This is a genomic window from Acinetobacter lwoffii (genome assembly GCF_022967985.1).
Taxonomy (GTDB): Bacteria; Pseudomonadota; Gammaproteobacteria; order Pseudomonadales; family Moraxellaceae; genus Acinetobacter.
In genome coordinates this window covers 1-25,399 of sequence record NZ_JALJVC010000016.1, presented here as the reverse complement: position 1 = coordinate 25,399, position 25,399 = coordinate 1, and the positions used below count along the sequence as shown (strand labels likewise).

Genomic DNA, 25,399 nt, shown 5'->3' with positions numbered 1-25,399 from the left:
GGCTTTTTATATACTTAAAATAAGTTGTTTTAAAAATCCTGTTTTGGCCAGAAGAAAAAAGAAGAATATTTTAGAATTCGTATGAAATTAAAAAGCCCTCAAATGAGGGCTTTTTAATTTCATACTTTAACTGAGAAACCAGGTGTAATAACCCCAGATCATTAAAGGCCATGCTAGGAAAGGGCTAAACAACCATTTCCAGAACCAGTGGCGCGGCATAAAACCAACACCATGGACAAAGCCTCCAGAAATACCAATCATGATATACATCATGGCACTATGGCTATATTCACCGTTGGCATCCAGCATTGCAGAAGGATGAACCAATAACACTGCTGCGAGAGGAAAAGCCAGGAGGCAGGAAATCATCATCGCAAATTTGTTTGGTTTCTTGTCTACAACGGTTTTCTCAAGCGCAGCTTCGGTCATGTTTTATTCCTCATCTAGGTCTTGGTGTTGTTCCATGTAAATGGCAGCAATCACACTGGCAAAACATGCCATCAGTACACCCAGAATCCAAGCAAAATACCACATAGTTGTCTCTCCTTAAGACACAGCCCTTAGTACAGGCTGTGTGAATTATCTTCAATGTGTTTGTTGGTAATCACGCCCCACATCTTGTAATAACACCAAGTGGTATAGATCAGGATCAGTGGAACAAAGATACAGGCAGCAACGGTCATTACAGTCAGGGTATTTTTACTGGATACCGCATCCCACATGGTCAGACTTGCAACAGGATTAATGCTTGAAGGCATCAGGAAAGGGAATAGGGCAAAACCGGCAGTCAGGATGGCACCGATGACAGCCAGAGATGAACCCAGGAAGCTCAAGCCAGCTTTGTTTTTACCTGCTGCCAGTACAATGATCAAGCCACCCAAAATGCCAGCAATAGGCGCTGCCATCGTGATTGGATAAGTCGAGTAGTTATTCATCCAGCCTGGATTGGCATTGGTCAATACTTCTTTGGCGAGCGGGTTGGCAACACCATTGGTATCAAAAGGTGTAACTAAGGTATAGCCCTGAATGCCACCAAAATACAACCATGCACCGGCTGCCAGGAAAGTTGCTAAATACACTAGTCCCATGATTTGTGTTGCTTTGGCAGAACGTTGGCGTAGGTCACCATCAGTACGCAGCATTAACCATGCACCACCATGTGCACACAGCATCGATAAACTGACCAGACCACAGACAATCGCAAACGGATTCAGCAGGGCAAAGAAGCTACCAGTATAAGTAGAACGTACAGTTTCATCTAAAGTAAATGGTACACCGAGAAACATGTTGCCGAAAGCTACACCAAAGACTAATGCAGGCACTGCACCACCAATGGCTAGACCCCAATCCCATGAATTACGCCATTTGGTATTTTCCAGTTTTGAGCGATAGTCAAAACCGACTGGACGCAGGAACAGGGCAAACAGGACCAGCAACAGTGCCCAGTACATACCAGAGAAGGCGGTTGCATAGACCATTGGCCAGGCAGCGAACAAAGCACCACCGGCAGTAATAAACCAAACCTGGTTGCCGTCCCAGTGCGGCGCAATGGTATTGATCGCTGCACGGCGCTCGCTATCATTTTTGCCCACAAATGGCATGATCGCCATGGAGCCCATATCGAAGCCATCAGTGAGGGCAAAGCCAATCAGCAATACGCCGACCAGCACCCACCAAATGATTTTTAATAATTCATATTCGATCATGCTTGAGTCTCCCCATTTGCCTTCTCTGCAGCTGCAAGCTTTTCAAAATGGTATTTACCGGTATGCAGTGAGCTTGGGCCAAGACGTGAGAACTTGATCATCAGATACATCTCAATAATCAGTAACACGGTATAGAATGCTGCTAATGCAAGGATTGAACCCCATACATCACCTGTGCTTAAGCTTGATGCTGAAAGATGCGTCGGTAATACCTCACCAATGGTCCAAGGTTGACGACCTACTTCTGCCACATACCAGCCAGTTTGCGCAGCAACCCAAGGTAAAGGCAGTGCAAATAAAGCAAATTTCAATAACCATGGTTTGTTTTCAGCATTACGTTTTGCTACCGCAAAGGTTGCCAGTGCAAATAGAAGTAGCATCAAGAAGCCGGAAGCCACCATGGCACGGAAGGCCCAGAACAGGCTTGGTACGTGTGGAATGGTATCTTTAGCGGCTGCTTTGATTTGCTCTTCAGAGGCATCAACGACATTTGGCGTGTATTTTTTCAGAAGCAGACCGTAGCCTAAGTCTTTTTGGCTTTCTTCAAAAGCTGTTTTCAGTTCTGGAGACTGATCACCAGCACGTAATTTTTCCAGTTGTGAATAGGCCACCATACCATTACGGATACGCGCTTCGTGCTGAACCAGCAGGTCTTTAATACCCGTAACTTGTTCAGTCGTAGAGCGTGTAGCGATCAGACCCATTACATAAGGAATTTTCACTGCATAATCTGTAGTCATGGTTTCCTTATTCGGAATGCCGAACAAAGTAAATGGCGCAGGTGCAGGGTGAGTATCCCATTCTGCTTCAATCGCTGCCAGTTTGGTTTTCTGTACATCGCCCAGCTCATAACCTGATTCATCACCCAGTAAAATCACTGAAAGTGTGGAAGCAAGCCCGAAGATGGCTGCAATGGCAAAAGAACGGCGTGCAAAAGGCAGGTCACGTTTTTTCAGCATGTAGTAACTTGAAATAGCCAGTACGAAGATGGCACCTGTGACATAACCGGCAGATACTGTATGCACAAATTTAACCTGAGCGACCGGGTTAAAGATCAATGCAGCAAAGTCCACCATTTCCATACGCATGGTTTCATAGTTAAATGCCGAACCGACCGGGTTTTGCATCCAGCCATTGGCGACCAGAATCCAGAGTGCGGACATGTTCGAACCCAAAGCGACTAGCCAGGTGACTGCCAGATGTTGCACTTTGGACAGACGATCCCAACCAAAGAAGAACAAGCCAATAAATGTCGATTCAAGGAAGAAGGCCATCAAACCTTCAATCGCCAGCGGTGCACCGAAAATATCACCGACATAATGCGAGTAATATGCCCAGTTGGTTCCGAACTGGAACTCCATGGTCAGGCCTGTGGTTACCCCTAAGGCAAAGTTAATACCAAACAGTTTTCCCCAGAACTTGGTCATGTCTTTATAGATTTCTTTGCCGGAAATCACATAGGTGGTTTCCATAATGGCAAGCAGAAAAGCCAGGCCTAAAGTGAGTGGAACAAAAATAAAGTGATACATCGCGGTCATGGCGAACTGGAACCGCGAGAGATCGACCACGCTTTCAGAAATCATCAACGTGTCTCCTGGATTTGGGAAGGATTGCCGGCGATACGCTCGGCGACTTGGTTATCAAAATTTTTAGGAATCGTAGGCGCATCAAACCAGATGTTTTTAATTACCATCAGTAAAATAACCTTGATAATTAAAATGGCGGTTATTTCTCTAACCACTCTCTGGTTTAGATTTTTGGGAACTAAGCTCATTCGACTAAGCCTGTTATATGACTTGTTGTATATTATTAATCTATTGTAACTAAAAAATAAATAGACGATACAGTTTAAATAAATATATATTTATAAGTATTTGAAAATAATAGATATATATTTATATGAGTTAAAATTTATTATAAATATTTTTTATTATTTTATGTAATTTTATTGGTTTTTAAATCCGACTAAAATGCTTATATTTATATATTAGAATGTAGATTATTTTAGTTGGATTAATATTTTTTAATCTGATTAAAATGCTTGGTTTTAAAATAAAGAATAAACTTAATCAAACTAAATTGGTTGGTTCTATAAGGGTTGAATATCAGTGTCACAATCTTTCTCATCATTTTATATTGATAAAAAACACGCAAAAAAAAGAACATGCTGGAGGCATGTTCTTTTTAAGCTTTTTTGTGAGGGAGACTGGACTTAGAAGTCGTAACGCATGCCTAGAGAAAGACCTAGGCTGTCTTCACCGCGTACGCCCCCTACAGTATTGGTACGACCTTGTGCCCAAGGGGTAAGGTTTGAGTTTTCATCATTTAGTACAGTTGCTATGTTGCCATAAACGCGGACTGTTGGATCTAAACGGTGTTCAAGCCCGATTGCCAGTAAAGTTGCATTCGCATCATCCGCATCGACATCGCGGTGGAATACTTCACCACGGAATGAGGTTTTTGGTGCAAATTTATATTCACCCGCTACACCAAATACTTGTGCATCTGGGTTTGCTTCAGAATTATCATGTTGAAGGAATTGGTATAAACCACCCAGGTTGAACTCAGGTGTGATTTTGTAAGCACCTGCAATACGGAAACCATCACGTTCGCCACGGGCAGCTTCTTCTTCATAATGTTCATAGGCAGCAGCGAAATCAACTTTACCTTCTTTATAGGTTAAAGCGAGGTCGTAAGCTTTATCTTTGTCTTTAGCACCATCTTTAGTGGCATCCGGGCTATTTGTTTCATGTAGTGACATCGCACCTAATACGTTGAAACCGCCACCAAACTTAGGTGATTTATATTCAATGGTATTGGCATTACGTTCATCAAAACGCAGGTTGCCTACACGCGTGACGTTACGAACGTCACCGACCATATCGCCAAAGAAGTTGACCGGGCCACGTGCTACTTTGAATGGGCTGTCAAAACGGCCGATACGTGCTTGACCGAAATCACCTTTTAAACCAACAAAAGTATCGCGAGTTGCAAATTCAACATCATCGTTTGCAGAACCACTTGCAAAGTTAATTTCCTGTTCGATTTGACCAAATACGGTCATACCATTTTCTAATTTTTGTTCAGCTTTAAAACCCAAGCGTGAAGAATTTGAAGAAAGACCTACTTCGTTATAATCCTGGCCATCATCCAGATAATCTAAAGAAACGTGTGCACGACCATACACTTTAACATCAGCCGCGGCTGCCATCACTGGTGTTAAAATTGTTGCCCCGATTGCTAATGCAGATAACGTTTTTTTCATGTGTTGCTCCAATAAAGACTTTTTTATTCATCGTCTTAAAAACAAGTTTCAGTATTGTTTTGAAACATCTACTGCTCTATTGGTGCCAAGTATTCATTACAAATAAGTCAATATGATTAAGGAAATATTTCAGAAATATTAAAGACAATCATTGTCTTATTTTTTATAGGATTATGAGTGGGATTAGCAAGATTGATGCAAATACAGCTAAGCTCGGTGTTTGCTGCAAAACTTAAAAATAGGCTAGGTGACTTTTACTGATATTTTATTGGCTTAATCAAGAGTGAAATACATTAGACATAAAAAATGGAGCCGAGGCTCCATTTTTAGGTATTAAGAATAGCTTAAAGGGCAGCTTTAATTTTCTCAGCTAGCGCTTTAATTTTTTCCTGGTCGCCCATTTGTGCTGCATGTTTGCCCAGATTGTGCAAAGAGGTAGGAACCAGATGGAAATGTACGTGTGGTACGGTCTGACCCGCTGCGGCCCCTGATAATTGCATCAGCACGATACCGTCCACACCTAAACCTTTTTCAATAGCTTTTGCAACTTTCTGTACGATCTGAATCGTATAGGCTGCAGCTTCAGGGGGTAGATCCAGTAAAGTGATCGCCGGAGTTTTCGGAACCACCAGAGTATGACCTTCTGCCTGAGGCATGATGTCCATAAATGCAAGAACCTGGTCATCTTCATACACTTTTATCGCAGGAAGTTCACCGCGTAGAATTCGTGCAAAAATATTCTGATCATCATAAGTCATAAGTACATTCCTTGAGCGTTATTAAACTGAATTATTTACAGTTCAATTCTTTCTGACGATCTTTGATCGCGTCAAGACGTTGTTGCTCTTTTTCCGAGAATTTTGGCTTGGTTGTATAGCAATTGTCATTACCAAACTTGGCTTTTGCTTCAGGATCTTTGAAACAGAAACCTTTAGACGCATAAATCACGTCATGATCATTTTTTAATTTTTTGCACTCTTGTTCAGATGCAAGAACCGATGTTGAAGCCCCGAACAAAGTTGCAAAGCTAATCAATGCTGCAACAGAAAATTTCTTCATGAGAGTTTCCTCTGGGTTATCCACTATATGTGCCTGCCTACTAGTCACAATATGAGGTTTCGTTATCATTATTCAATGGCGAGATATTACTCGATGGTAATATTACTCCATGATTCATACATTTTCACAGCACTGGAAAAATCACTGTTTTTATCCGACAGACCGCTGGCCGCCTGAATCAGATTCTGGGTCAACGAGAGCACAGGCGCAGAAAGTTTGGCTTCACGCGCAAGGTCGATTGCGATACCTGTATCTTTGGCCAAGAGTGGCAGGGCAAAGGTTACAGGAAAACTGCGATTTAAAATACGCTGTGGTAATACGGTTTCAGTCACCATACTTTTACCACTTGAAGCATTAATACAATCCAGCGCTTCATGAAGGTTTACCCCATGCGCTTTCAGTGTAGTAAAGCCTTCTGCGACGGCACACAGGTTTACAGCCATTAACATATTATTTACGGCCTTCACTGCAAAACCCGCACCAGACTCACCGACATGCTTGATCAGCTTGCCAAATGCCTGCATCGCAGGAAGGGCTTTTTCATAGCCCTCTGCATTACCGCCCACCATCACGGTTAATGTACCATTTTCAGCGCCAATGGTTTGACCGCTGACCGGTGCATCCAGAAAGATTACCCCATGTTCAGCCAGTTGTACTGCCAGTTTTTGGGCAGAATCCGGTACACCACTGGTGCAGTCGACCCAGACTGAACCGGATTTAAGCGGTAAATTTTCCAGAAGTCGTTCAACGTCAGCGCTAGTTGGCAAGCATGAAAAAATCACATCTGCCTGTACGGCCTGTTCCAGTGTGACGGCTTGGGTGCCATATTCAGCAGCATGTTGCTCTGCTTTGTTAAAGCTGCGGTTCCAGACATAGACTGTATCAAAATGCTTGGGCAAATGTGCTGCCATACGAAAACCCATTGCACCTAAGCCGATAAATGCCACTGACTGAATCATGCTGTACCCTCTGAATATGTTTAAATCTATGGATAGTTTTTAATGTTTTTGCCAGTCTGGGGAATCTACACTAAGCATCAAGACGCGTAGAGCGCTGCACCAGCCAGGTCGTCATTTTTGGCCAGAATGTATTTGCCGTTTTCTGATTAGACATGAGTCCCAGATGACCACCTGGAATCAGAGTAAACATCTTATCCTGGCTACTTGTCAATTTCATCAAAGGCTTAGCTGACTGTTCTGTGACAATCTGATCGGTTTGACCTGCACCCACCAATAGGGAGCAACTGATATTTTTAAGATCAATGATACGACCATTCAAAGTGATAGAACCCTGTTTTAAAGGATTTTGCAGCCATAAATGCAGCACCATGTCCTGATTAATCCCACCTGGATAATCAATCATCTTGTTCAGGAAATTTCCCATGGTGGCATGTTCATAGACATCTTCGACATGATCCAGATTCAGCAAAAACTGCTTCTGGCTTTTGAGCCAGCCGATCGGATCGAGTAATTTAAAGCCCAAGGCATTTACAATACCCGGCGTATGAATATATTGCTTTGGAATCAGTCCTTGATGAATGGCTTGTTGCAGATTTTTGTTTTTAGAAATCAGTTTGTTTGTCGTAGAAAAAAGTTTGCCGACACGTCCTGACGCATAACTGTCGATAGGACTGCCCACCACGATCAGATTCTTGACATGTTCAGGCGAATGTAGGGCGGTATAGAGCGTGACAAACACGCCAGCCATACTCCAGCCATGCAGGGAAATGAACTGACTGCCCGAATGCTTGCAGATGGTTTCAATGGATTGAGGAATGGCTGCATCAATAAAAGATAAAAAGTTCAGGTGGCGATGTTTAAAGTTAAAACGTTTCCATTCCACCAGATAGACATCAAAACCGCTATGCTGAAAATGCTTGACCAGAGAGCGATAAGGATACAGATCATAGATATCCATCTTAATCGCCAAGGGTGCGATGAAGACCAGAGGCTCCTTATATTTTTTCTTGGGTGAAGCGTAATAGCGAATCTTGCAAAACTCGGTGCCGGCAATATATTCAAAAGGGGTTTTTTGCGACAGGATCAGTGAGGAGGCATTAAACATCCGGGTGCTGAGGTGTTTCAATTTTTTTTGCTGGCGCTGAAAGTTTTGTTTTAACTGAATCATGTAAATAAAATATCCGTATCCGCGGGAGGATTGATCGAAGTCTAAGCAATAATCGCTTATTATGCCTTGACCTGAAATAGCTTAGGCGCTCAAAATGTTGGCAAATTTTTACAAAAGGCAGCCTGAGGGCTGAGGTAAAGCGATGAGCCAGCAAGATGATATTTCTTACCAATTAGAAACTTTAGCCATTCGTACCGGCCATACCCGCACTTTTGAAGGTGAGCATGGCGAACCGATTTTTCTAACATCGTCCTTTGTTTATGAAAATGCTGCAGAAGCCGCAGCCAAATTCTCAGGCCAGGAACCGGGCAATATCTATTCTCGCTTTACCAATCCGACCGTTGCCATGTTTGAAAAGCGTCTGGCTGCACTTGAAGGTGCAGAACGCGCCGTCGCCACCAGTTCGGGTATGGCAGCCATTATGGCAGTGATGATGGCATTCTTAAAAGCCGGCGATCATGTGATTTGTTCACGTGCAGTCTTCGGTTCTACGGTTTCCATGTTTGAAAAATATGTCGCAAAATTTGGTGTCAGTGTTGATTTCGTCGATTTGACTGATCTTGATGCATGGAAAAATGCCATCAAGCCTGAAACTAAAATTCTCTTTGTTGAATCTCCATCCAATCCTTTAGCAGAAGTAGCCGATATACATGGACTCGCCGATATTGCGCATGCCAATGATGCTTTACTGGCGATTGATAACAGCTTCTGTACCCCAGTGTTACAACAACCACTCAAATTTGGTGCAGACCTGGTGGTGTATTCTGCGACTAAATATCTGGATGGCCAAGGCCGTGCGCTAGGTGGTGCTGTCGTGGGTAATCACAAGCTGCTTGAAGAAATTTTTGGCTATGTGCGTACTACCGGCCCATCAATGAGCCCATTTAATGCCTGGGTTTTCCTAAAAGGCTTGGAAACACTACGTTTGCGTATGCGTGAACATTCAGCAAGTGCACAGCAGCTGGCTGAATTTTTGAATCAGCATCCAAAAGTAGAAAAAGTATATTATGCGGGCCTGCCTGAGCATGTCGGTCATGAAATGGCAGCCAAACAGCAGAGCGGTTTTGGCGGTATTGTGTCTTTTGAAGTGAAAGGTGGCCGTGAGGAAGCATGGACTGTCATCGACAATACCCAGTTTATCTCGATTACCGGCAATCTGGGCGATGTGAAATCAACCATTACCCATCCGGCAACCACGACACACGGTAAACTGTCGCCTGAAGCCAAAGAAGCTGCCGGTATTCGCGAAGGTTTAATTCGCGTATCTGTTGGTTTGGAAGAGATTGGTGATATTATCCAGGATATTCGTCGCGGTTTAGACCTGATTTAATTTTATAAATTTATGTTCGGAGATATTTATGAACATTAACATGTTGATGCAGCAAGCTCAGCGCATGCAGAAAGAAGTTGAAAATAACGTAAAAAAAGCCAAAGAAGAGCTTGCGCAAACTGAAGTGCATGCCGAGGCGGGTGGCGGTCTGGTGAAAGTAACTATGACTTGCCGTAACGTAGTGAAGCGTATCGAAATCAATCCTGAGTTACTTCAGGATGATCCAGACATGATCGAAGACCTGATTGCAGCGGCAATGAATGATGCAGCACGTCAGGCAGAAGTGGTATCTGACGAAAGAATGAAAGCAGCGAATTCGGGTATGGGTTTACCGCCTGGTCTTGCAGGTATGTTCTAAGGAAGAATGCGCAATGTTTAGTGATCGTTTTGATCAACTCGTTCAAGCATTACGCATTTTGCCAAGCGTTGGACCGAAATCGGCTCAACGTATGGCATTGCATATGATCATGAAAAATCGTGAGGGTGCTATTGGTCTGGCACATGCGCTGACTGAGGCAACCAATTACATTCATGAATGTTCAGTCTGTCATTCTTTGACCGAAGACGAAGTCTGCAATATCTGTACTTCGCTGGATCGTGATGATGAATTGCTTTGCGTAGTAGAATCACCTGCAGATGTCATGGCGATTGAACAAAGTGGCAGCTTCAGAGGTAAATATCATGTATTGGGTGGACATTTATCGCCACTGGATGGTATTGGACCAGAAGAAATCGGTATTCCGTACTTATTGCACCGTTTGGCCAATGGTCAGGTGAAAGAAGTGATTCTGGCGACCAATGCTACGGTAGAAGGTCAGGCCACGGCGCATTATCTGGTTGAGGCCAGCAAACATTTGCCGATCCAGATGACCCGAATTGCCCAAGGCGTACCTCAAGGTGGTGAGCTGGAATATGTCGATAGCCATACCTTGAGTCAGGCAGTACATAACCGGATGCGCATGAAGTAAGCTGAGCTTAAATATCTTGTTAGTTTTAATATAAAAAAGATATTAATTAGAATATAAAACCTGATAAGTAAGCGCCATTTTTTGGGAAATAGGGCAGAATTGACCTTATTTTTTATACAAAAATTCTATAGATCAGTTAATATGGATCTATCGAGAATCTAATCTTAGACTCAGTTCTATGTTTCAATTTATTCAACATCAAAACGACTTAACTCATGTACTGAAGCTGATGGATCAGAATTCAGTGTATGGGCTGGATACCGAGTTTATCAAGGTTGATACCTTATGGCCTAAGCTGGGTGTTTTTCAGATTAACGTAGACAACAAGGTCTATTTGTTGGATGGAACCACGCTGGATCTGACTGAGTTCCTTAATAAAATTTTTAACGCACAGCAGAATATTTTTCATGCCTGTAGTGAAGATATCGATCTGATTTATCACTATACCCAGAAGAAATTGCTGAGTAATGTGTTTGATACCCAGGTCGGCATGTCATTTTTGGGGCATGGTCTGCAAGTCAGCTATCAAAATGCGCTGAAGCAGATGCTGGAAGTCGATATCGAAAAAGACCAGACCCGTTCTGACTGGCTGGCGCGTCCACTCAGTTCCGAACAGTTGCTCTATGCTGCCAATGATGTGCATTATCTGATGCAACTGTCAGAGAAAATCAAACGGGATCTGGAGTCGAAAGATCTGCTGGATTTTGCCTTGCAAGATTGCCGTTTTCTGACTCAGGAAATTGGCGAAGATACCCCAACTGCCTTGTTGTATCAGGATGTCGGCAATTACCGGCATTCACGCCGTCAGCTGATGCAATTGCAGCAATTAATGGTTTGGCGTGATCAGATTGCCAAAGCACTAAATCAGCCACGCAGTTTTATTTTAAAAAATGCCAGCATGATTGATCTGGTGGAAAAATTCCCGCGCAATAATTTCCAGCTGAGTCATGTGAAAGACATTCGTTCGAATGTGGTTCGTGAGCATGGCAAAACCATTTTAGATTTACTGAAATTCCTGCCGGAGCCGGCAAACTGGCCTTTACGTCTGGCACGTCCAATTCGCCATTCTTCCAAAGATATCGGCGAAAAAATTGATTCAATTATTCAGAACGTCGGCAATGAAACCTCAATTCCGAAAGAAGTCCTGATGCGCAAGAAATGGCTGAATGCTTTGTATCAGCATGTGGTTTTTCATAAGGACGAGCAGGATCTGCCGGGTTATCTACTCGGCTGGCGCTATGAGTTATTGACTCAGCCCCTGATTCAGGTATTGCATCAGGATGAATCTTATCTGTCTACCCAGATGAAAGTCAGCGAGTGATTGGCTGCGCAGGATTGGTTAAAGAAAAAGCAATTATACAAAATCACGACTGATGCATGAGACGTGGCTAATGTTTCTGTCTTTTTTTTGATGTATCCTTGCGGTTGTTTTTCCAGAAAAGTCGTTTGAAATATGCAAGTGTCTATCTACAAATCCAGCAAAAAAAGTGAAATGTATCTGTATGTGGCGCGTCCTGCGAATGAAAGCGAAACTGAAACATTCGAACCTTTAAGCGTATTGACTGAAGCAGTACAGGCAGCATTTGGACGTGCGACTTTTGTCATGCATCTTGAATTAAGCGAATCACGTAAACTGGCACGTGCCAATGTCTTGCATGTCATGGATTCTATTGAAACCCGCGGTTTCTTCCTGCAAATGCCGCCAGAAGGCTTGATTGATCCAAACGCTGTGGCACCAGAAGGTTTACGCGGTGCTTAATGTTGATTCAGGAGTTGTGAAATGAATGGTTATGTGGCTGTATTAGACTCAATTCCTGAACAGAGCATTGCCGTAGCAGTTTATCTGCTCGGCAGCCTGATTGCTTTATGGTGCTGGTATGGCGTGACCAAACGCCTGCCTAAACCTATGGGCGGTTTTTTGTGGATTGTGGCCTTTGCCATTCTGCTAACACCGACGGTATCCGAGGGGGCGAATGCATCCATTGCACCCGCGATCTTTGGTCTGTTATTTGGGGTGCTAACCAAAGAGCAATCCCTGGTTTGGATTAATGCGTCACTTATTTTATTTGTCATTGGGATTGGATCTGTGATTGGCTATTGCTGGTCGACCTATGTGTCGAACAAAAGCAATATTCGTGTTCACGAGAAAAGTTCACCGCTGTAAGTAAAAAATAAGGTTCAATCATGTCTGCTGATATTCAACAATTTTCAGGTACCGATCAGTACATTGCGACTGACAGTTTAAAACTTGCGGTGAAAGCTGCACGCAGTTTGCAAAAACCGTTGCTGGTCAAAGGTGAGCCGGGTACAGGTAAGACTTTGCTGGCCGAGCAAGTCGCAGAAAGTCTGGGTTTGAAGCTGATCACCTGGCACATCAAGTCCACTACCAAAGCACAACAAGGCCTGTATGAATACGATGCCGTATCCCGCTTGCGCGATAGTCAGTTGGGTGATGACCGTGTCTATGACATCAAGAACTACATCAAGCCGGGTAAATTATGGGAAGCGTTTACCAGTGAAGAGCGCTGTGTCCTGTTGATTGATGAAATTGATAAGGCAGACATCGAGTTTCCAAATGACTTGCTGCATGAACTCGATAAAATGTCGTTCTATGTGTACGAGACAGGCGAGACCATTACCGCAACTCAGCGCCCAATCGTGATCATTACCTCAAATAATGAAAAAGAATTGCCAGATGCTTTCCTGCGTCGTTGCTTCTTCCATTACATCGAATTCCCAGATGAAGCCACCATGCGTGAAATCATTGATGTGCATTTTGCCAATATCTCGACCACATTGGTCAATGAGGCTTTGCAAGTCTTCTTTAAATTACGTCAGATTCCGGGTTTAAAAAAACCACCTTCAACTTCTGAACTGATCGACTGGCTCAGCCTGCTTATGGCTGACGACATGCCGGAAGATATTCTGCGCAATACTGATAAATCCAAAGCAATTCCGCCCCTGTACGGCGCATTAATCAAGAATGAGCAAGATGTGCAGTTGCTCGAACGTCTAGCATTTATGTCACGTCGTTAAGGGAGAAACACGCATGTTTGTGCGACTGTTTTATACCTTACGCAAATACGGCGTGCCGGTATCGACCCGCGAACTGATTGACCTCAATCAGGCAGTTGCCGCAGGACTGGTCTTTGCCGATCAGGACGAGTTCTATCAGCTTGCCAAAACTATAATGGTCAAGGACGAGCGCTATTTCGACAAGTTCGATCGCGCCATGAAAGACTATTTTGATGGTATCGCGACCTTTGATCTGGATGAGCTGCTAAATCAGGTGCATAAGCTGCCCAAAGACTGGTTTGATCTGGAGTTGCTGGAAAAGCATTTGACCCCGGAGCAGCGCGAAGAGCTGAAAAAAGCCGGATCGCTGGAAGAACTGATGAAAATGCTAGAAGAGCGTCTGCGCGAACAGCATAAAAAACATCAGGGCGGCAACAAGATGATTGGTACCGGTGGCACTTCACCCTTTGGTGCCTATGGCGATCATCCTGAAGGTGTGCGTATTGGCGGGCCGGGGCGTAAGCGTTCTGCGGTGAAAGTGTGGGAGCAGCGTCAATACCGCAATCTGGATGATGAACAGATTTTAGGTAGCCGCCAGATGCAGATGGCATTGCGCCGTCTACGAAAATTTGCCCGTCAGGGTGCAGCCGAAGAGCTGGATATTGACGGGACAATTCGTGAAACTGCCAAGCAGGGGATTCTGGATGTGCAATTGGTGCCGGAGCGTCGTAACCGCATCAAAGTACTGATGCTATTTGATGTTGGCGGTTCGATGGATGCGCATATTGCCCAGTGTGAAAAGCTGTTCAGTGCGGCGAAAACCGAATTCAAGACCCTGGAATATTTCTATTTCCATAACTGTCTCTATGACTATGTCTGGAAAGACAATATCCGTCGTTCCAGTTCACGCATCAATACCTGGGATTTGTTCAATACCTATGGCCGTGATTACCGCGTGATTGTGGTCGGTGATGCCAGCATGGCACCCTATGAGCTGAATTCTGTCGGTGGTTCGGTTGAATATATGAATGATGAAGCTGGACAGGTCTGGTTACAGCGTCTGCGTCAGCATTTTGATAAAACTGCTTGGCTGAATCCGGAAGAAGAAAAATACTGGCATTACACCCATACCATTGGTCTGATCCAGCAGATATTTGAAAATCATATGTTTCCAATGACGCTGAAAGGCATTGAAGACATGACCAAATATCTGGCGCGTTAATTCCATTTATCTATAAGTGACTTTAGTTAGAGTTATTAGTGATTTCAAACAAATTATTCTAGTATAAAGTCACTCATTATCTCTTATTTAAAATTTCAGGCATCATTATGGCTCATCAAATTAATGGTATTGCGTTACCAAATGAAGAGGGTTTTTTTGGTCAATATGGCGGTCAGTTTATTCCACCCGATCTGAAACAGGCCATGGATGATATTAATGTGGCCTATCAGGAAATTCGTCAGACTGAAGAATTTCAGAATGAATTGAAAGACCTATTTGCTCATTATGTCGGTCGTCCAAGTCCACTATTTCATGCCAAACGTCTTTCTAAACAGCTCGGTGGAGCCCAGATTTATTTGAAACGTGAAGATCTGAACCATACTGGCGCGCACAAGATTAATCATTGCCTAGGTGAAGCACTACTGGCCAAATATATGGGCAAGACCAAAGTCATCGCAGAAACTGGTGCCGGCCAGCATGGTGTTGCTTTGGCAACTGCATGTGCCTTGGTGGGTATTCCGTGTGAAATTCATATGGGGCAGGTGGATATCGAAAAAGAGCATCCAAACGTCGTCAAGATGAAAATTCTGGGTGCCAAGCTGATTTCTGTGACTCGCGGTACAGCCACACTCAAAGATGCAGTCGACAGTGCTTTTGAAGAATATTTAAAAGACCCGAAAAACTACATCTATGCCATTGGTTCGGTAGTCGGGCCGCACCCATTCCCGATGATGGTACGTGATTTCCAGTCGATTATTGGTGATGAGATTAAAGTTCAGGCCAATGAGCGTTTTGGTGCAAATCCTGACTATGTTGTTGCCTGTGTCGGTGGCGGTTCTAATGCAGTTGGCGCATTCACTGCATTTTTAAATGAACCAGATGTGAAACTGGTTGGCGTTGAGCCGGCAGGTCATGGTTTAGATACCGATATGCATTCAGCTACTTTGACCTTAGGTAAACCGAGCCAGTTACATGGTATGGCCTGTTATGTGCTAGAAGATGAACAGGGCGAGCCATTGCCAGTGCATTCAATTGCTTCTGGTCTGGATTATCCGGGTGTGGGGCCGCAGCATAGCTTGCTGAAAGATTTGGGTCGGGTTGAGTATACGACTGCAACCGATCAGGAATGTCTGGATGCATTCATGACACTGTCACGCGTAGAAGGCATTGTACCTGCATTAGAAAGTTCGCATGCGGTGGCTTGGGCCATTCGTGAAGCAGGGAAACTGCCAAAAGATACCAAGATTGTAGTGAACTTATCGGGTCGTGGTGATAAAGACTCAGATTACGTCGCAGAAAAATTAGGTCTAAACTGATTTTATTCAGAATGTTCATATAAAAAATCCCGGTACACATACCGGGATTTTTTATGGATCAGATATAAAACTTTATCTTGGTGTCACTTAAGTGATCTTCAAATGCCTTAGAGAAAGCTAGATGATGTTTTAACCTGAGATATATTGCTGTAACTGTTCAATCAATTTGCGTTGGTCATCCATGGCGGCCTTGACCAAATCCCCAATTGAAATCAGACCGATCAGTTTTTCATGTTCGACCACGGGTAAGTGGCGTAGGTGGCGTTCAGTCATCAAAGATAAACAGTCTTCTACGCTAGTAGCTGTATTTACGGTAATCACTTTAGAGGTCATGATCTCATTAACAGTGGTGTCGAATGAGGTTCTTTGCATCAGCGCGATCTTACGCGTGTAATCCCGCTCTGACAAAATCCCCACCACATTGTCTTCATGGGTTACCACAAGCGCCCCGATTCCTTTATCCGCCATCAAGGTGATGGCTTCTAAAACAGTAGAATCTGGACGAATGGTATAAATAGCTTGATGCATTTTTTCACTGAGCACCTGTGCCACATTGGTCATGCTTAATCATCCTTATTGGTCAATTTATTATTAATCCTAGAGTATGTATTCAACCTGAACATCTCTAAGTGTTTAGGTTTTAGTCTTTATAAATAGCATGTTATTTAAGCAATGTGCAGTCTTTGTTGCGAAAAAAACAGATGACGCATCTGTGCAGCAGTCAGTTTGAGTTTGGTTCCATTGGTGTTGAACAGCGCTGGCGTAACATTCAGTCGCGACAGGGTCGGCAATAATGCATTTTCAAAATCTTCAGAATTGATTTTACGTGGAATGTAATCCGGCCAATGTTGCTGGGCATAATTTTTAGCATCCAGCGGATTGAGCCAGAATGGAAAGATACAATCTTCCTGGTCACGCATCATCGCCCAGCCTTGGTGATATGCGCCCCATAGCTCGCCACAATTCATCAAAGATTTAAGCATCGTGATCTTTAACAGAAAGTTTTTGCAGATCGGATCAATTTGAATAATTTTTCGTGGTTTCATTAGAATAAAGTGCTATTGGAGTTCAGGCTCTATTCTAGGAACTTTATATGAAATTACTGTTTCAGCTTTGCAAGGATTCGTAAGAAAATATGTATTGATTGCTATTTATTGAAAAAAGGACTGAAAAAAACGCCACCTAGGTGACGTTTCTTTATGCTTGCATGGTGGCCATGTTTTGCCAGTACTGGGCTTTGAGTGAATCTCGTTCTACACGGAAACCTTGATAATAAAGTTCTGCTAAAAAGAGCGCTGCTTTACCATGGCCTGCACGAGCGGCTTCTTCAAGCTGTTTTACCGCATCAGCAAAGTTCATTTGCGATTGAATGGTATTCACGGCATCTGCGTACAGATGTTCCAGATCGTGTTGAGAGAGTTGTTGTATCATATAAAAACTCCTTAATTTTAATTATGATTACAGGATAGACTATTTAGTCTAAATACAAATATAAATTAGTATTGTTAAACTAATATTACAAAATAATGGAAAAGTCAACTATTCGATTTTATTTGTTTACTTCAGTTATAGTTTAACTGATTAAACTATACACAACTATAAATATTATTAAGCTACATTGTAAATGGATAGCAAACAATAAGGAGAAGGCCATGATGACAAGAACTTTAGATGGTGTGAAATTTGATATGCCTCCGACTGCAGGTCAAATTATGGAACTTGCCGATTTGCATCGTAAAAAACTCGATCAAGCTATATTCAGTAAATATACCCATCTAGGTGATTATGGGCTGGCACAACGTAAAGAAGTCTACGACTTTACCCGGGCGCTGGACGAAAACCAGCGTGAGCAGTTTTATAAACTCTATAATGGTGAGCTGGTCCGCATTGCAGATGAGGATCGCTTACATCCGCCTGAAGCAGAAGCCGGCTTAAGTAAATTTGCAATTGCACTGGTATTGCTTGTTGTTGCATTGGTACTGTATTCAACAATTATTACCAGAATAATGAATTAGTCCTCGAAATAGCAGGATTCAGCTCTTATGAATATTCAGTGCGCTGACTTGAACTTATGTAACTGCGACCATACACTACCTCTAACCTGAGGTAGTGTATGTCTATAGATACAGAAAAACTAAGCCAATTTTTCAGCCGAATCAAACTGGAACAGATTTATAACAGTGTGGTTATTTTTATTATTGCGGTCATTCTACTTTTAGCCGCATTTGCTTTATATCGTCCGCTTAGCCTTTCCCAAGTGACTCAGATTCAGCAACTGTCTAAACAGCAAAACCTTCCCCAAACTCAAGATATGGCACTCGCCTTGTTAGAGCAGCAGCATATCCGTCGTGGGCAATATCTTAAATTGATGCAGGCTTATCAGCAGGAATCACTTCGGGCACGTCAGCTTCCGCCGGTCTCTGTGGAGATGCCTTAGGCATAGGGTTTGTTGGTAAGTAATAATTGGCATCCATTAAATTTCGCTCCAAACGCATTTTCAAGGCATTTTGATCCAGTTCTTTGTTGACGACGACTAGGGTTAAGCGATCAGGATGAAAATGCTTGCGCACTGCATTTTGTACATCTGCCGCTGTGATTTTAGCCAAGCGTTCTGGATAACTGGATAAATAATCAGTTTGCTCACTATAAAAACCCATATTGCCTAGCTGGGCATTAATGGTGGCATTACTGCTGTAATTATTAGGAAAAGCACGTAACATGCCTGCTTTGGTTTCTTCCAGACGCTGAGTATCAATAGGTTGGCTGACAAAGTGGATAAATGCTTGATGTGCGACCTGAATGCTGTCTAGCAGTTGATCCTGACGCGTGGAATACTTAAAGCTGAATAAGCCCGGTGCCTGACTAAAGCTCAACGAACTATAAGCGCCATAAGTAAAACCACGTTTCACCCGCAGTTCCTGCATCAATACCGCATTAAATCCGCTACCGCCAAACATGCGATTGGCGACCTCTAAAGCCAGTTTATCTTCAGTAAAGCGAGTTGGGCCTAAATGCCCAAAGGTGACATGCGCCTGAGACGAGTTATAGGGTAGATGTACCACTTCAAAACCAGATTGAGTTTCAGGTTGTGGCAATCGCACTGCTTTTTGCCCTTGGGGTAAATTACCGGCAATGCGTTCAGACAGTTCCAGTGCCTGTTTCGGGCTGAGTTTTCCAGTAATGGAAATATTCATATTTTGCGCCACCAAAAACTGATCACGAAATTTTTTCAATAATTCTGCGTTAATTTTCTTGGTACTGCCTTGGGTACCAGTGATTGGTTCTGCATAAGGGTGTTGACCATATAGGGCACGATAAAAACGGATATCCATGAGTCGGCTTGGATTTTCCTGCAGCTGTTTTTGTCCCACTTGGGTATTGCTTAAAGCCAGATTAATGCTGGATGGTTTAAATGATGCATTCTTGAGAACCTCCATCAGCATGCCCAATGCGGGTTCCAGTTTTTCCGGGTCTGAAAGCGTACGCAGACGAACCACAAACATATCCCGATAGGCTTGTACGCTGAATTGTGCTCCGGTTTGGTCAAAAACTTCCGCCACCTGATTGGCGCTATATTTGTCGGTTCCTTCACGCATCAACTTAGCTGCCATATTGGATAGACCATATAGGCCTTTGGCAATTTCCTGATCACGGGCCGAACCGGCATTAAAGGTCAGCTGGATATCTACCATGGGAAGATCTTGCGTTTCAACAAACAGCGTGCGTACTTTGTAGCGATTGTTTAGATCATGAATATAAGGCGCCTGAAAATCCCGTTGCTGATTAATATTTTTTAAGCTTTGCAGCAAAGGGATAGACTGTAACTGACTCGGATTATCATTTTGGTTAGGCTGGGGATCCAGATAGTTTTCTGCATGGGTAGCCGAGCTAAGACTTAAAATTGAAATAAGCAAAAATGAACGAAGTTGAAGCATTATAATCCCCGTTGCTGGGTGTTTTGTTCAGGAGAGAGATAAAGCGTGCTGAGATTTTCACGTACAAAATAGGCGTTTGCGACACGCTGGATATCCTGAACGCTGACACTTTCAAAGTGTTTCGGTAATTCATCCATCAGGCGATAACTCAAGCCATTGACCTCTAGATTTCCAATCATTTTGGCTTGTCCGGCAATATCATCCTGGCTATAGATCAAATTGGAAATAAAGCGGGTACTGATACGATCCACTTCCTGTTGGGTCATCGCTGTAGTTTTAAGTAAATCCACTTCATCCTGAATTGCTTGTTGTGCTTCTTGCAAAGAGATGCTCGGCGCAGGTAAGGCAGAAATACCAAACAGGCTGTCGCCGCGATTATAGGGATCATAAGAAACGCTGACAGAGGTCAGAATTTTACGATCACGTACCAATCGGTCTTGCAGGCGCGAAGAAATGCCACTGTCCAAAAGACTGCGAATAATGGTCAAGGCATAAGCATCTTGGGGAGTTTTGGCAGTGCCAAGGGATTTTACATTCCAGGTCATGTACAGATTGGGCACCTGAACATTGCTATTAATTTCCATATGTCGATAGCCCAAACGCTCAAACTCTAGTACATCATTGCGTGCTGGTATTGGGCGTGAGGGAATGTCAGCAAAATATTTTTTTACCTGAGCCAAAGCAGCTTCAGATTCTACATTTCCAACAATCACCAGAATGGCATTATTCGGACTGTACCAGTCCCGATACCATTTTTTGACGTCATTCAACTGAATATTATTCAGGGTTTTCATGTGTCCAATCACCGGCTGGCGATAATGGCTGGTCGGATAACTGATCCATTTAAACCGTTCAAAGGCTTGCGCACGCGGATTGTCATCGGTACGCTGGCGCCGTTCTTCCATGACGACTTTAATTTCTGGCTCGAAGTCCTGCTGTCGAAGCAGTAAATTACTCATACGATCAGACTCGAGTTCCAAGGCCATAGGGAAATAAGCCTTAGGATAGAGCTGATAATAATTGGTGTAATTGGTAAAGGTGGCTGCATTGATACTGCCGCCATAAATCCGGCTAAGACGGGTAAATTCATCATTTGGCACTTTATGAGTGCCTTTGAACATCATGTGTTCAAGCGCATGTGATACCCCCAGAATATTTCCAGATTCATCGCTGCTGCCAACTTTGTACCAGATTTGTGTCATTACCATGGGCGCACGATGGTCTTCCCGAATAATGACTTTTAAACCGTTACTTAAAGTGGTTTCAAAAGTAGTCCGTGATAATTCGCTTCGGGTTTGTGCCTGAGCCGTACTAAAAGTCAGACTGAGTAAGACAGCGCTGAGTGGATAAAGCGTCTGTTTGATCATTTGCGAGAAAGAGGAGATAGTCAAAAAGGTGATGAACACTAGATCTCCTGAAATAGGCATTTGTATTTAGGGTTATTTTTAATAAATGTGTGCTTAAAAGCAACCGAGAGCTGTAGCTTTTTGGTATGTTTGTCCAGCATTTGCATTGCTAGCTGCAAAGCAGGCAAGTTATGGTAGAATCTGGGTTTTTAACGCAATGCTTTTCAAGGATTCGGCATGCAACAGCAATCTAATGGGCAAAACAAATTTTTGATTGATGCTGATATCGGAGATGATGATGTCACATTACCGAGCTTACCTGCGGTCAATGTGCCTATTGTAGAAACGCCAAGCGAAACAGCTGTAGTTTCTGCACCTGTCGAAACAGAAACTGAAAATGAAGATTCTGCGGCGAAAGGTGGCTTCTTTAGCCGTATGAAAGTGGGTTTAACCAAAACCCGTAAAAACCTTGCCGATGGGATGGTCAATATCCTGATTGGCGGTAAAGAAATTGATGATGAATTATTAGAAGAAGTCGAAGAGCAGCTTCTGGTAGCAGATATTGGCGTGGAAGCAACCAAGACCATTATTGCTAACCTAACTGAACGTACAGCACGTGGTGATTTGATCTACTCGCATTCACTCTATAAAGCGCTTCAGGAAGAACTGGTGGCTTTATTGGCACCACGAGTAAAACCGCTGCATATTGATCCGAATAAATCGCCTTATGTGATTCTGGTGGTTGGTGTGAATGGTGTCGGTAAAACGACTACCATTGGCAAGTTGGCAAAGCGTCTGCAAGGTGAAGGCAAGACTGTCATGTTGGCAGCAGGCGATACTTTCCGTGCAGCTGCAACGGAACAGCTACAGATCTGGGGTGAGCGTAATAATATTGCGGTTGTTGCTCAGGGTCATGGTGCAGATTCAGCTTCAGTGATTTTCGATGCTTTTGAAAGTGCGCGTGCCAAAGGCGTGGATGTATTGATTGCAGACACAGCGGGCCGTTTGCATAACAAAGGTCATTTGATGCAGGAATTGACTAAAGTAAAACGTGTGATGCAGAAAATTGATGCCACTGCACCGCATGAAGTGATGTTGGTGGTCGATGCCGGTACTGGCCAGAATGCCATTAATCAGGTCGAGATGTTTGATGAGGCGGTAGGCTTGACGGGCTTAACTATTACCAAACTTGATGGGACTGCCAAAGGTGGTGTACTGTTTAATATCGCCAGTCGTACTCATGTGCCGATTCGCTTTATTGGTGTCGGTGAAAAAATTGATGACTTGCGTCCATTCTCTGCCAAATCTTTTGTTGCTGCATTATTTGAAACTGAAAAATAAATAATGCGCAATGCTTCACATAAACTCCGCCAAGTGCGGAGTTTATTGTTTTTAGCCAGTTCGAGTGTTGTAAAAACCGACAGTAAAACCACCACTAAATCTGCCTATCTTAATAAAGGCCTTATAATTGTAGGGGATTCTCTAAGCTGATTTGGCTTGTTTTTTGTGGGGTAGAAAATGGCATTGCTAAATAAGATTGGTCAGGTATTAACAAGCGATATAACCAAGGATTTTAAATTTTCAAGAAAAAATAAACTGAATGATGATTTAGAATTGACTTTTGTCGATCAATTGAAAAAGCGCCGTAGTATCGATCAACTCGGTAAGCGGGTACATTCTAGTCAGGCTTATCTTGGCGAAATCATTCAGGAAGCAGTGCGGAGTTGTCCTTCGGCTTATGATTCTCAAACTACGCGCATTGTGGTGTTATTCGCAGATTCTCATCATCAATTCTGGGAAATTGTGAAACAGGTACAGCGTCAGCATATGCCGGCATATATTTACGAAGGGATGGAAATCAAGTTGAATCAATGTGCTGCTGCCTATGGCACGGTTTTGTTTTATGAAGATCAAGCCGTGATTCAACAATTGCAAAAGAAAATGCCATTAAATAGTGAGGATTTTCCAGCGTGGTCGGAACAAACTTCCGGTATGGCGCAATTTGCTGTGTGGATGACGCTGGCAGATTCTGGTTTGGGAGCATTCTTGCAACATTATAATCCACTGATTGATGAAAGGGTCGCAGAGCATTTTCAGATTGAAAAGAACTGGTTATTACGCGCACAACTTTGCTTTGGGTCAATTGAACAAACAGTAGAAGCAAAATTACAAAAACCGGATCAGCATCGTTTCAAAGTATTTAATTAAAAGTTTATAGAACACTTTATATGTGACAGCATGGAAGCTGCGGATAAAATTAGATACAAATACGCTACCCAGATCTAAATCTGATTGTTCTATAAATAAAACACATTGTTATCGAAATGCACCTGTCTTGGGTGTTTAAAGCACGTAATATGACTTTATCGATTTTCAAATAATCAAAATATACAGAGGTGGGTTCATGGCATTTTTAGATCAAATCAAACAACGTCGTAGCATTTATTCAATTGGAAAAAATGTAGATCTGGATCAGACAGAAATTGAGAGAATTATTAAAGATGCGGTGAAGCACAGTCCGTCATCTTTTAACTCGCAAACCTCGCGTGTGGTGATTTTATTTGGTCAATCACATGATACCTTCTGGCATATTGTACGTGAAACTTTACGTGACCTTGTTTCAGCAGATGCATTTGAATCAACCAATAGCAAGATCAATGCTTTTGCTGCAGGTTATGGTACCGCACTGTTTTATGAAGATCAGAATGTGGTGAAGTCGATGCAGGAGCAGTTCGCACTCTATGCCGATAACTTCCCGGTCTGGTCTGAGCATTCTTCCGCTATTGCACAGTTTGCAACCTGGACCGCTTTGGCAGAAAAAAATATCGGTGCTTCATTACAGCACTATAATCCAATTATTGATGAAGAAGTCGCACAAACTTTCGAAATACCATCTCACTGGAAGCTTCGCGCTCAACTGGTATTTGGTTCGATTGAAGCTCCTGCAGGTGAAAAAACCTTTATGGATGATGCAGAACGCTTTAAGACCTTTGCATAAATAGTTTTAGATTAAAAAGAAGCACTTTGATGCTTCTTTTTTTATGTCTTAGAGTTGTATTTGGATATGATGGGGTATATTTACCCAAATAAATGCTAAGAACACAGGCTGTATCGCTCCAGCCTTTGTCATAAGATTGTCATTTAGAAGCGGCATAGTGCGGCTAATTTTTAATAAACAACCAAAAATGAGTAAAGGATATGGATTTACGTATTGCGGCAACTGCAGCAGTGTTTCTGTTTAGCACATCAGTTTTTTCGGCAGTGACCGTCACAGTACCTGAAGAAATAAAAATTGTTGCCGTAAATGATCAGGAGGTGAACTCGGGTCTATTGCGTTCTAATCAGAGTTATAGCTTGGATGCAGGTGTAAATGCGATCAGTGTACGCTATAACGAATTTTTCCAGCATTCAGACAATTCACATGACATTTTAAAGTCGGGTGTGGTTACGGTAAAAACACCAAGCCTTAAAGAGGGCGAAACTTATCGTTTAGCACTCATTCAGGCGCCTAAAGATTTTGATGCAGCGCAAAAATATAAAGATCAGCCCATTATTGGTCTATATGATGCAAAAAATCAGCTCTTAGTCCAGCAGACGGGCGCTAAAGATGCAGCGAAACCATGGTTTGGAAATCGAGTGTTGACTAAAAAAGTAGATATGACAACTAAAGCTGCGACAGCAGTTAATCAACCTGCAGCTGTATATACTCACTCAGCAGACCAGAATGATCAGCAGCTGATTCAATTATGGAAGAAGGCTTCTAAAGCTGAGCGTCAAAAATTTATGACTTGGCTCGCTGAACAGGCAAATTAAAAAATTTTGATGAAGAATCAAAAAGATCACCATTAAGGTGATCTTTTTTTATGAGATGAGGGCAAGAAAATTAACATTTGCTTAAACTTTTCATGCGGAATTAGCTAGAAAAATGCAAAAAAAGTGTTAAAAATAGCCTTTCAGATTAAAAAATAAACGCATGATTGGTTTTTTTGAATATTTTTAAGAAAAGCCCTTGCGCTCGTTTTGAAACTGTATAGAATACGCAGCACACCAACGCAATGCATGAAACGAAACGTTAAATAATTGGGTTGGAGCTTGAAACTGACGAGGTTT

Annotated in this window: 30 protein-coding genes; 15 read left to right on the top strand and 15 right to left on the bottom strand. The window is 42.8% G+C overall.

Annotated features, from left to right (window positions below; all coding sequences use genetic code 11):
* Positions 1-126: 126 nt before the first annotated feature.
* The 10 genes from MWG72_RS10430 to MWG72_RS10385 all read right to left on the bottom strand — a co-directional run bounded on the left by MWG72_RS10430 (position 127) and on the right by MWG72_RS10385 (position 8,157).
* Positions 127-429 (bottom strand): cyd operon YbgE family protein, encoded by a 303-nt coding sequence (locus MWG72_RS10430; RefSeq protein WP_004278714.1) that lies wholly within the window; start codon positions 427-429, stop codon positions 127-129.
* Positions 430-432: 3 nt separating this feature from the next.
* On the bottom strand, positions 433-534 hold the full coding sequence (gene cydX / locus MWG72_RS10425) for a cytochrome bd-I oxidase subunit CydX (protein WP_004278713.1): 102 nt from the start codon (positions 532-534) through the stop codon (positions 433-435).
* Between the two features lie 26 nt (positions 535-560).
* A complete protein-coding gene (cydB, locus tag MWG72_RS10420) occupies positions 561-1,706 on the bottom strand; it encodes a cytochrome d ubiquinol oxidase subunit II (RefSeq protein ID WP_004731264.1) in 1,146 nt (381 codons plus the stop codon).
* Positions 1,703-3,289: a cytochrome ubiquinol oxidase subunit I gene (locus MWG72_RS10415; protein WP_004731262.1), complete on the bottom strand. Its 1,587-nt coding sequence runs from the start codon at positions 3,287-3,289 to the stop codon at positions 1,703-1,705. The genes cydB and MWG72_RS10415 overlap by 4 nt, the downstream gene beginning before the upstream one ends.
* A complete protein-coding gene (gene cydP, locus MWG72_RS10410; protein WP_004278707.1) occupies positions 3,289-3,480 on the bottom strand; it encodes a cytochrome oxidase putative small subunit CydP in 192 nt (63 codons plus the stop codon). Before cydP ends, MWG72_RS10415 begins: the two co-directional genes overlap by 1 nt.
* A 438-nt stretch (positions 3,481-3,918) precedes the next feature.
* Positions 3,919-4,971: a porin gene (locus MWG72_RS10405; protein WP_005106662.1), complete on the bottom strand. Its 1,053-nt coding sequence runs from the start codon at positions 4,969-4,971 to the stop codon at positions 3,919-3,921.
* A 344-nt stretch (positions 4,972-5,315) separates the two neighbouring features.
* Complete coding sequence (locus tag MWG72_RS10400; protein ID WP_004278705.1) at positions 5,316-5,729, bottom strand: HIT family protein; 414 nt, start codon at positions 5,727-5,729, stop codon at positions 5,316-5,318.
* A gap of 31 nt (positions 5,730-5,760) precedes the next feature.
* Positions 5,761-6,030, bottom strand: a complete 270-nt coding sequence (locus tag MWG72_RS10395) for a YARHG domain-containing protein (protein WP_247143993.1) — start codon at positions 6,028-6,030, stop codon at positions 5,761-5,763.
* A gap of 86 nt (positions 6,031-6,116) precedes the next feature.
* Entirely contained in the window at positions 6,117-6,989 is an 873-nt protein-coding gene (locus MWG72_RS10390) for an NAD(P)-dependent oxidoreductase (protein ID WP_247143992.1), read from the bottom strand.
* 70 nt (positions 6,990-7,059) lie between these two features.
* On the bottom strand, positions 7,060-8,157 hold the full coding sequence (locus MWG72_RS10385) for an alpha/beta fold hydrolase (RefSeq protein WP_247143991.1): 1,098 nt from the start codon (positions 8,155-8,157) through the stop codon (positions 7,060-7,062).
* A gap of 142 nt (positions 8,158-8,299) precedes the next feature.
* Between MWG72_RS10385 and MWG72_RS10380 the strand changes: the two genes are divergently transcribed.
* The 9 genes from MWG72_RS10380 to trpB all read left to right on the top strand — a co-directional run bounded on the left by MWG72_RS10380 (position 8,300) and on the right by trpB (position 16,008).
* Entirely contained in the window at positions 8,300-9,487 is a 1,188-nt protein-coding gene (locus tag MWG72_RS10380; RefSeq protein ID WP_247143990.1) for an O-succinylhomoserine sulfhydrylase, read from the top strand.
* Positions 9,488-9,515: 28 nt separating this feature from the next.
* On the top strand, positions 9,516-9,845 hold the full coding sequence (locus tag MWG72_RS10375) for a YbaB/EbfC family nucleoid-associated protein (protein WP_004278699.1): 330 nt from the start codon (positions 9,516-9,518) through the stop codon (positions 9,843-9,845).
* 13 nt (positions 9,846-9,858) lie between these two features.
* Entirely contained in the window at positions 9,859-10,455 is a 597-nt protein-coding gene (gene recR / locus MWG72_RS10370; RefSeq protein ID WP_004278698.1) for a recombination mediator RecR, read from the top strand.
* Positions 10,456-10,633: 178 nt separating this feature from the next.
* Entirely contained in the window at positions 10,634-11,776 is a 1,143-nt protein-coding gene (locus tag MWG72_RS10365; RefSeq protein ID WP_247143989.1) for a ribonuclease D, read from the top strand.
* A gap of 132 nt (positions 11,777-11,908) precedes the next feature.
* Positions 11,909-12,214: a YcgL domain-containing protein gene (locus MWG72_RS10360; protein ID WP_247143988.1), complete on the top strand. Its 306-nt coding sequence runs from the start codon at positions 11,909-11,911 to the stop codon at positions 12,212-12,214.
* Positions 12,215-12,235: 21 nt separating this feature from the next.
* The gene (locus MWG72_RS10355) at positions 12,236-12,619 is read left to right on the top strand and encodes a hypothetical protein (protein ID WP_005106668.1); all 384 of its coding nucleotides are present in this window, start codon (positions 12,236-12,238) and stop codon (positions 12,617-12,619) included.
* 20 nt (positions 12,620-12,639) lie between these two features.
* A complete protein-coding gene (locus tag MWG72_RS10350; RefSeq protein ID WP_004278691.1) occupies positions 12,640-13,491 on the top strand; it encodes an AAA family ATPase in 852 nt (283 codons plus the stop codon).
* Positions 13,492-13,504: 13 nt separating this feature from the next.
* Entirely contained in the window at positions 13,505-14,692 is a 1,188-nt protein-coding gene (locus MWG72_RS10345; protein WP_247143987.1) for a vWA domain-containing protein, read from the top strand.
* Positions 14,693-14,799: 107 nt separating this feature from the next.
* Positions 14,800-16,008, top strand: a complete 1,209-nt coding sequence (trpB, locus tag MWG72_RS10340; RefSeq protein ID WP_247143986.1) for a tryptophan synthase subunit beta — start codon at positions 14,800-14,802, stop codon at positions 16,006-16,008.
* A 129-nt stretch (positions 16,009-16,137) separates the two neighbouring features.
* On the opposite strand, the gene MWG72_RS10335 is transcribed toward trpB, so the two are convergent.
* The 3 genes from MWG72_RS10335 to MWG72_RS10325 all read right to left on the bottom strand — a co-directional run bounded on the left by MWG72_RS10335 (position 16,138) and on the right by MWG72_RS10325 (position 17,439).
* A complete protein-coding gene (locus MWG72_RS10335) occupies positions 16,138-16,569 on the bottom strand; it encodes a CBS domain-containing protein (protein ID WP_004278688.1) in 432 nt (143 codons plus the stop codon).
* 104 nt (positions 16,570-16,673) lie between these two features.
* A complete protein-coding gene (locus MWG72_RS10330; protein WP_004278687.1) occupies positions 16,674-17,054 on the bottom strand; it encodes a DUF2750 domain-containing protein in 381 nt (126 codons plus the stop codon).
* A 151-nt stretch (positions 17,055-17,205) separates the two neighbouring features.
* Positions 17,206-17,439: an SEL1-like repeat protein gene (locus MWG72_RS10325; RefSeq protein ID WP_004278686.1), complete on the bottom strand. Its 234-nt coding sequence runs from the start codon at positions 17,437-17,439 to the stop codon at positions 17,206-17,208.
* A gap of 224 nt (positions 17,440-17,663) precedes the next feature.
* Between MWG72_RS10325 and MWG72_RS10320 the strand changes: the two genes are divergently transcribed.
* Both MWG72_RS10320 and MWG72_RS10315 read left to right on the top strand, forming a co-directional pair.
* Positions 17,664-18,023: a hypothetical protein gene (locus MWG72_RS10320; RefSeq protein ID WP_004278683.1), complete on the top strand. Its 360-nt coding sequence runs from the start codon at positions 17,664-17,666 to the stop codon at positions 18,021-18,023.
* A gap of 98 nt (positions 18,024-18,121) precedes the next feature.
* Entirely contained in the window at positions 18,122-18,445 is a 324-nt protein-coding gene (locus MWG72_RS10315; RefSeq protein WP_004731236.1) for a hypothetical protein, read from the top strand.
* Here MWG72_RS10315 and MWG72_RS10310 read toward each other — a convergent pair.
* Positions 18,369-19,943: a M16 family metallopeptidase gene (locus MWG72_RS10310; protein WP_247143985.1), complete on the bottom strand. Its 1,575-nt coding sequence runs from the start codon at positions 19,941-19,943 to the stop codon at positions 18,369-18,371. The two genes, MWG72_RS10315 and MWG72_RS10310, sit on opposite strands and share 77 nt — an antisense overlap.
* Complete coding sequence (locus MWG72_RS10305) at positions 19,943-21,349, bottom strand: M16 family metallopeptidase (RefSeq protein ID WP_247143984.1); 1,407 nt, start codon at positions 21,347-21,349, stop codon at positions 19,943-19,945. The genes MWG72_RS10310 and MWG72_RS10305 overlap by 1 nt, the downstream gene beginning before the upstream one ends.
* Positions 21,350-21,526: 177 nt before the next feature.
* Here MWG72_RS10305 and ftsY point away from each other — a divergent pair, with 177 nt between their 5' ends.
* The 4 genes from ftsY (at position 21,527) to MWG72_RS10285 (ending at position 25,102) form a co-directional block, all read left to right on the top strand.
* Positions 21,527-22,630, top strand: a complete 1,104-nt coding sequence (gene ftsY / locus MWG72_RS10300; RefSeq protein ID WP_004278679.1) for a signal recognition particle-docking protein FtsY — start codon at positions 21,527-21,529, stop codon at positions 22,628-22,630.
* Positions 22,631-22,807: 177 nt separating this feature from the next.
* Entirely contained in the window at positions 22,808-23,497 is a 690-nt protein-coding gene (locus tag MWG72_RS10295) for a nitroreductase family protein (RefSeq protein ID WP_243475142.1), read from the top strand.
* A 196-nt stretch (positions 23,498-23,693) separates the two neighbouring features.
* On the top strand, positions 23,694-24,287 hold the full coding sequence (locus MWG72_RS10290) for a nitroreductase family protein (RefSeq protein ID WP_086044744.1): 594 nt from the start codon (positions 23,694-23,696) through the stop codon (positions 24,285-24,287).
* 200 nt (positions 24,288-24,487) lie between these two features.
* Positions 24,488-25,102: a DUF2057 family protein gene (locus MWG72_RS10285; RefSeq protein ID WP_247143983.1), complete on the top strand. Its 615-nt coding sequence runs from the start codon at positions 24,488-24,490 to the stop codon at positions 25,100-25,102.
* Positions 25,103-25,399 lie beyond the last annotated feature (297 nt).

Coding starts and splice junctions, on each gene's coding strand:
- MWG72_RS10375 (WP_004278699.1), top strand. CDS start 9,516: ATGAACATTAACATGTTGATGCAGCAAGCTCAGCGCATGCAGAAAGAA.
- MWG72_RS10290 (WP_086044744.1), top strand. CDS start 23,694: ATGGCATTTTTAGATCAAATCAAACAACGTCGTAGCATTTATTCAATT.
- MWG72_RS10390 (WP_247143992.1), bottom strand. CDS start 6,989: ATGATTCAGTCAGTGGCATTTATCGGCTTAGGTGCAATGGGTTTTCGT.
- cydB (WP_004731264.1), bottom strand. CDS start 1,706: ATGATCGAATATGAATTATTAAAAATCATTTGGTGGGTGCTGGTCGGC.
- MWG72_RS10315 (WP_004731236.1), top strand. CDS start 18,122: ATGTCTATAGATACAGAAAAACTAAGCCAATTTTTCAGCCGAATCAAA.
- MWG72_RS10430 (WP_004278714.1), bottom strand. CDS start 429: ATGACCGAAGCTGCGCTTGAGAAAACCGTTGTAGACAAGAAACCAAAC.
- cydX (WP_004278713.1), bottom strand. CDS start 534: ATGTGGTATTTTGCTTGGATTCTGGGTGTACTGATGGCATGTTTTGCC.
- ftsY (WP_004278679.1), top strand. CDS start 21,527: ATGCAACAGCAATCTAATGGGCAAAACAAATTTTTGATTGATGCTGAT.
- MWG72_RS10350 (WP_004278691.1), top strand. CDS start 12,640: ATGTCTGCTGATATTCAACAATTTTCAGGTACCGATCAGTACATTGCG.
- MWG72_RS10385 (WP_247143991.1), bottom strand. CDS start 8,157: ATGATTCAGTTAAAACAAAACTTTCAGCGCCAGCAAAAAAAATTGAAA.
- MWG72_RS10295 (WP_243475142.1), top strand. CDS start 22,808: ATGGCATTGCTAAATAAGATTGGTCAGGTATTAACAAGCGATATAACC.
- MWG72_RS10325 (WP_004278686.1), bottom strand. CDS start 17,439: ATGATACAACAACTCTCTCAACACGATCTGGAACATCTGTACGCAGAT.
- MWG72_RS10330 (WP_004278687.1), bottom strand. CDS start 17,054: ATGAAACCACGAAAAATTATTCAAATTGATCCGATCTGCAAAAACTTT.
- MWG72_RS10320 (WP_004278683.1), top strand. CDS start 17,664: ATGACAAGAACTTTAGATGGTGTGAAATTTGATATGCCTCCGACTGCA.
- MWG72_RS10360 (WP_247143988.1), top strand. CDS start 11,909: ATGCAAGTGTCTATCTACAAATCCAGCAAAAAAAGTGAAATGTATCTG.
- cydP (WP_004278707.1), bottom strand. CDS start 3,480: ATGAGCTTAGTTCCCAAAAATCTAAACCAGAGAGTGGTTAGAGAAATA.
- MWG72_RS10345 (WP_247143987.1), top strand. CDS start 13,505: ATGTTTGTGCGACTGTTTTATACCTTACGCAAATACGGCGTGCCGGTA.
- MWG72_RS10400 (WP_004278705.1), bottom strand. CDS start 5,729: ATGACTTATGATGATCAGAATATTTTTGCACGAATTCTACGCGGTGAA.
- MWG72_RS10415 (WP_004731262.1), bottom strand. CDS start 3,289: ATGATTTCTGAAAGCGTGGTCGATCTCTCGCGGTTCCAGTTCGCCATG.
- MWG72_RS10285 (WP_247143983.1), top strand. CDS start 24,488: ATGGATTTACGTATTGCGGCAACTGCAGCAGTGTTTCTGTTTAGCACA.
- MWG72_RS10380 (WP_247143990.1), top strand. CDS start 8,300: ATGAGCCAGCAAGATGATATTTCTTACCAATTAGAAACTTTAGCCATT.
- trpB (WP_247143986.1), top strand. CDS start 14,800: ATGGCTCATCAAATTAATGGTATTGCGTTACCAAATGAAGAGGGTTTT.
- MWG72_RS10395 (WP_247143993.1), bottom strand. CDS start 6,030: ATGAAGAAATTTTCTGTTGCAGCATTGATTAGCTTTGCAACTTTGTTC.
- MWG72_RS10310 (WP_247143985.1), bottom strand. CDS start 19,943: ATGCTTCAACTTCGTTCATTTTTGCTTATTTCAATTTTAAGTCTTAGC.
- recR (WP_004278698.1), top strand. CDS start 9,859: ATGTTTAGTGATCGTTTTGATCAACTCGTTCAAGCATTACGCATTTTG.
- MWG72_RS10355 (WP_005106668.1), top strand. CDS start 12,236: ATGAATGGTTATGTGGCTGTATTAGACTCAATTCCTGAACAGAGCATT.
- MWG72_RS10365 (WP_247143989.1), top strand. CDS start 10,634: ATGTTTCAATTTATTCAACATCAAAACGACTTAACTCATGTACTGAAG.
- MWG72_RS10405 (WP_005106662.1), bottom strand. CDS start 4,971: ATGAAAAAAACGTTATCTGCATTAGCAATCGGGGCAACAATTTTAACA.
- MWG72_RS10335 (WP_004278688.1), bottom strand. CDS start 16,569: ATGACCAATGTGGCACAGGTGCTCAGTGAAAAAATGCATCAAGCTATT.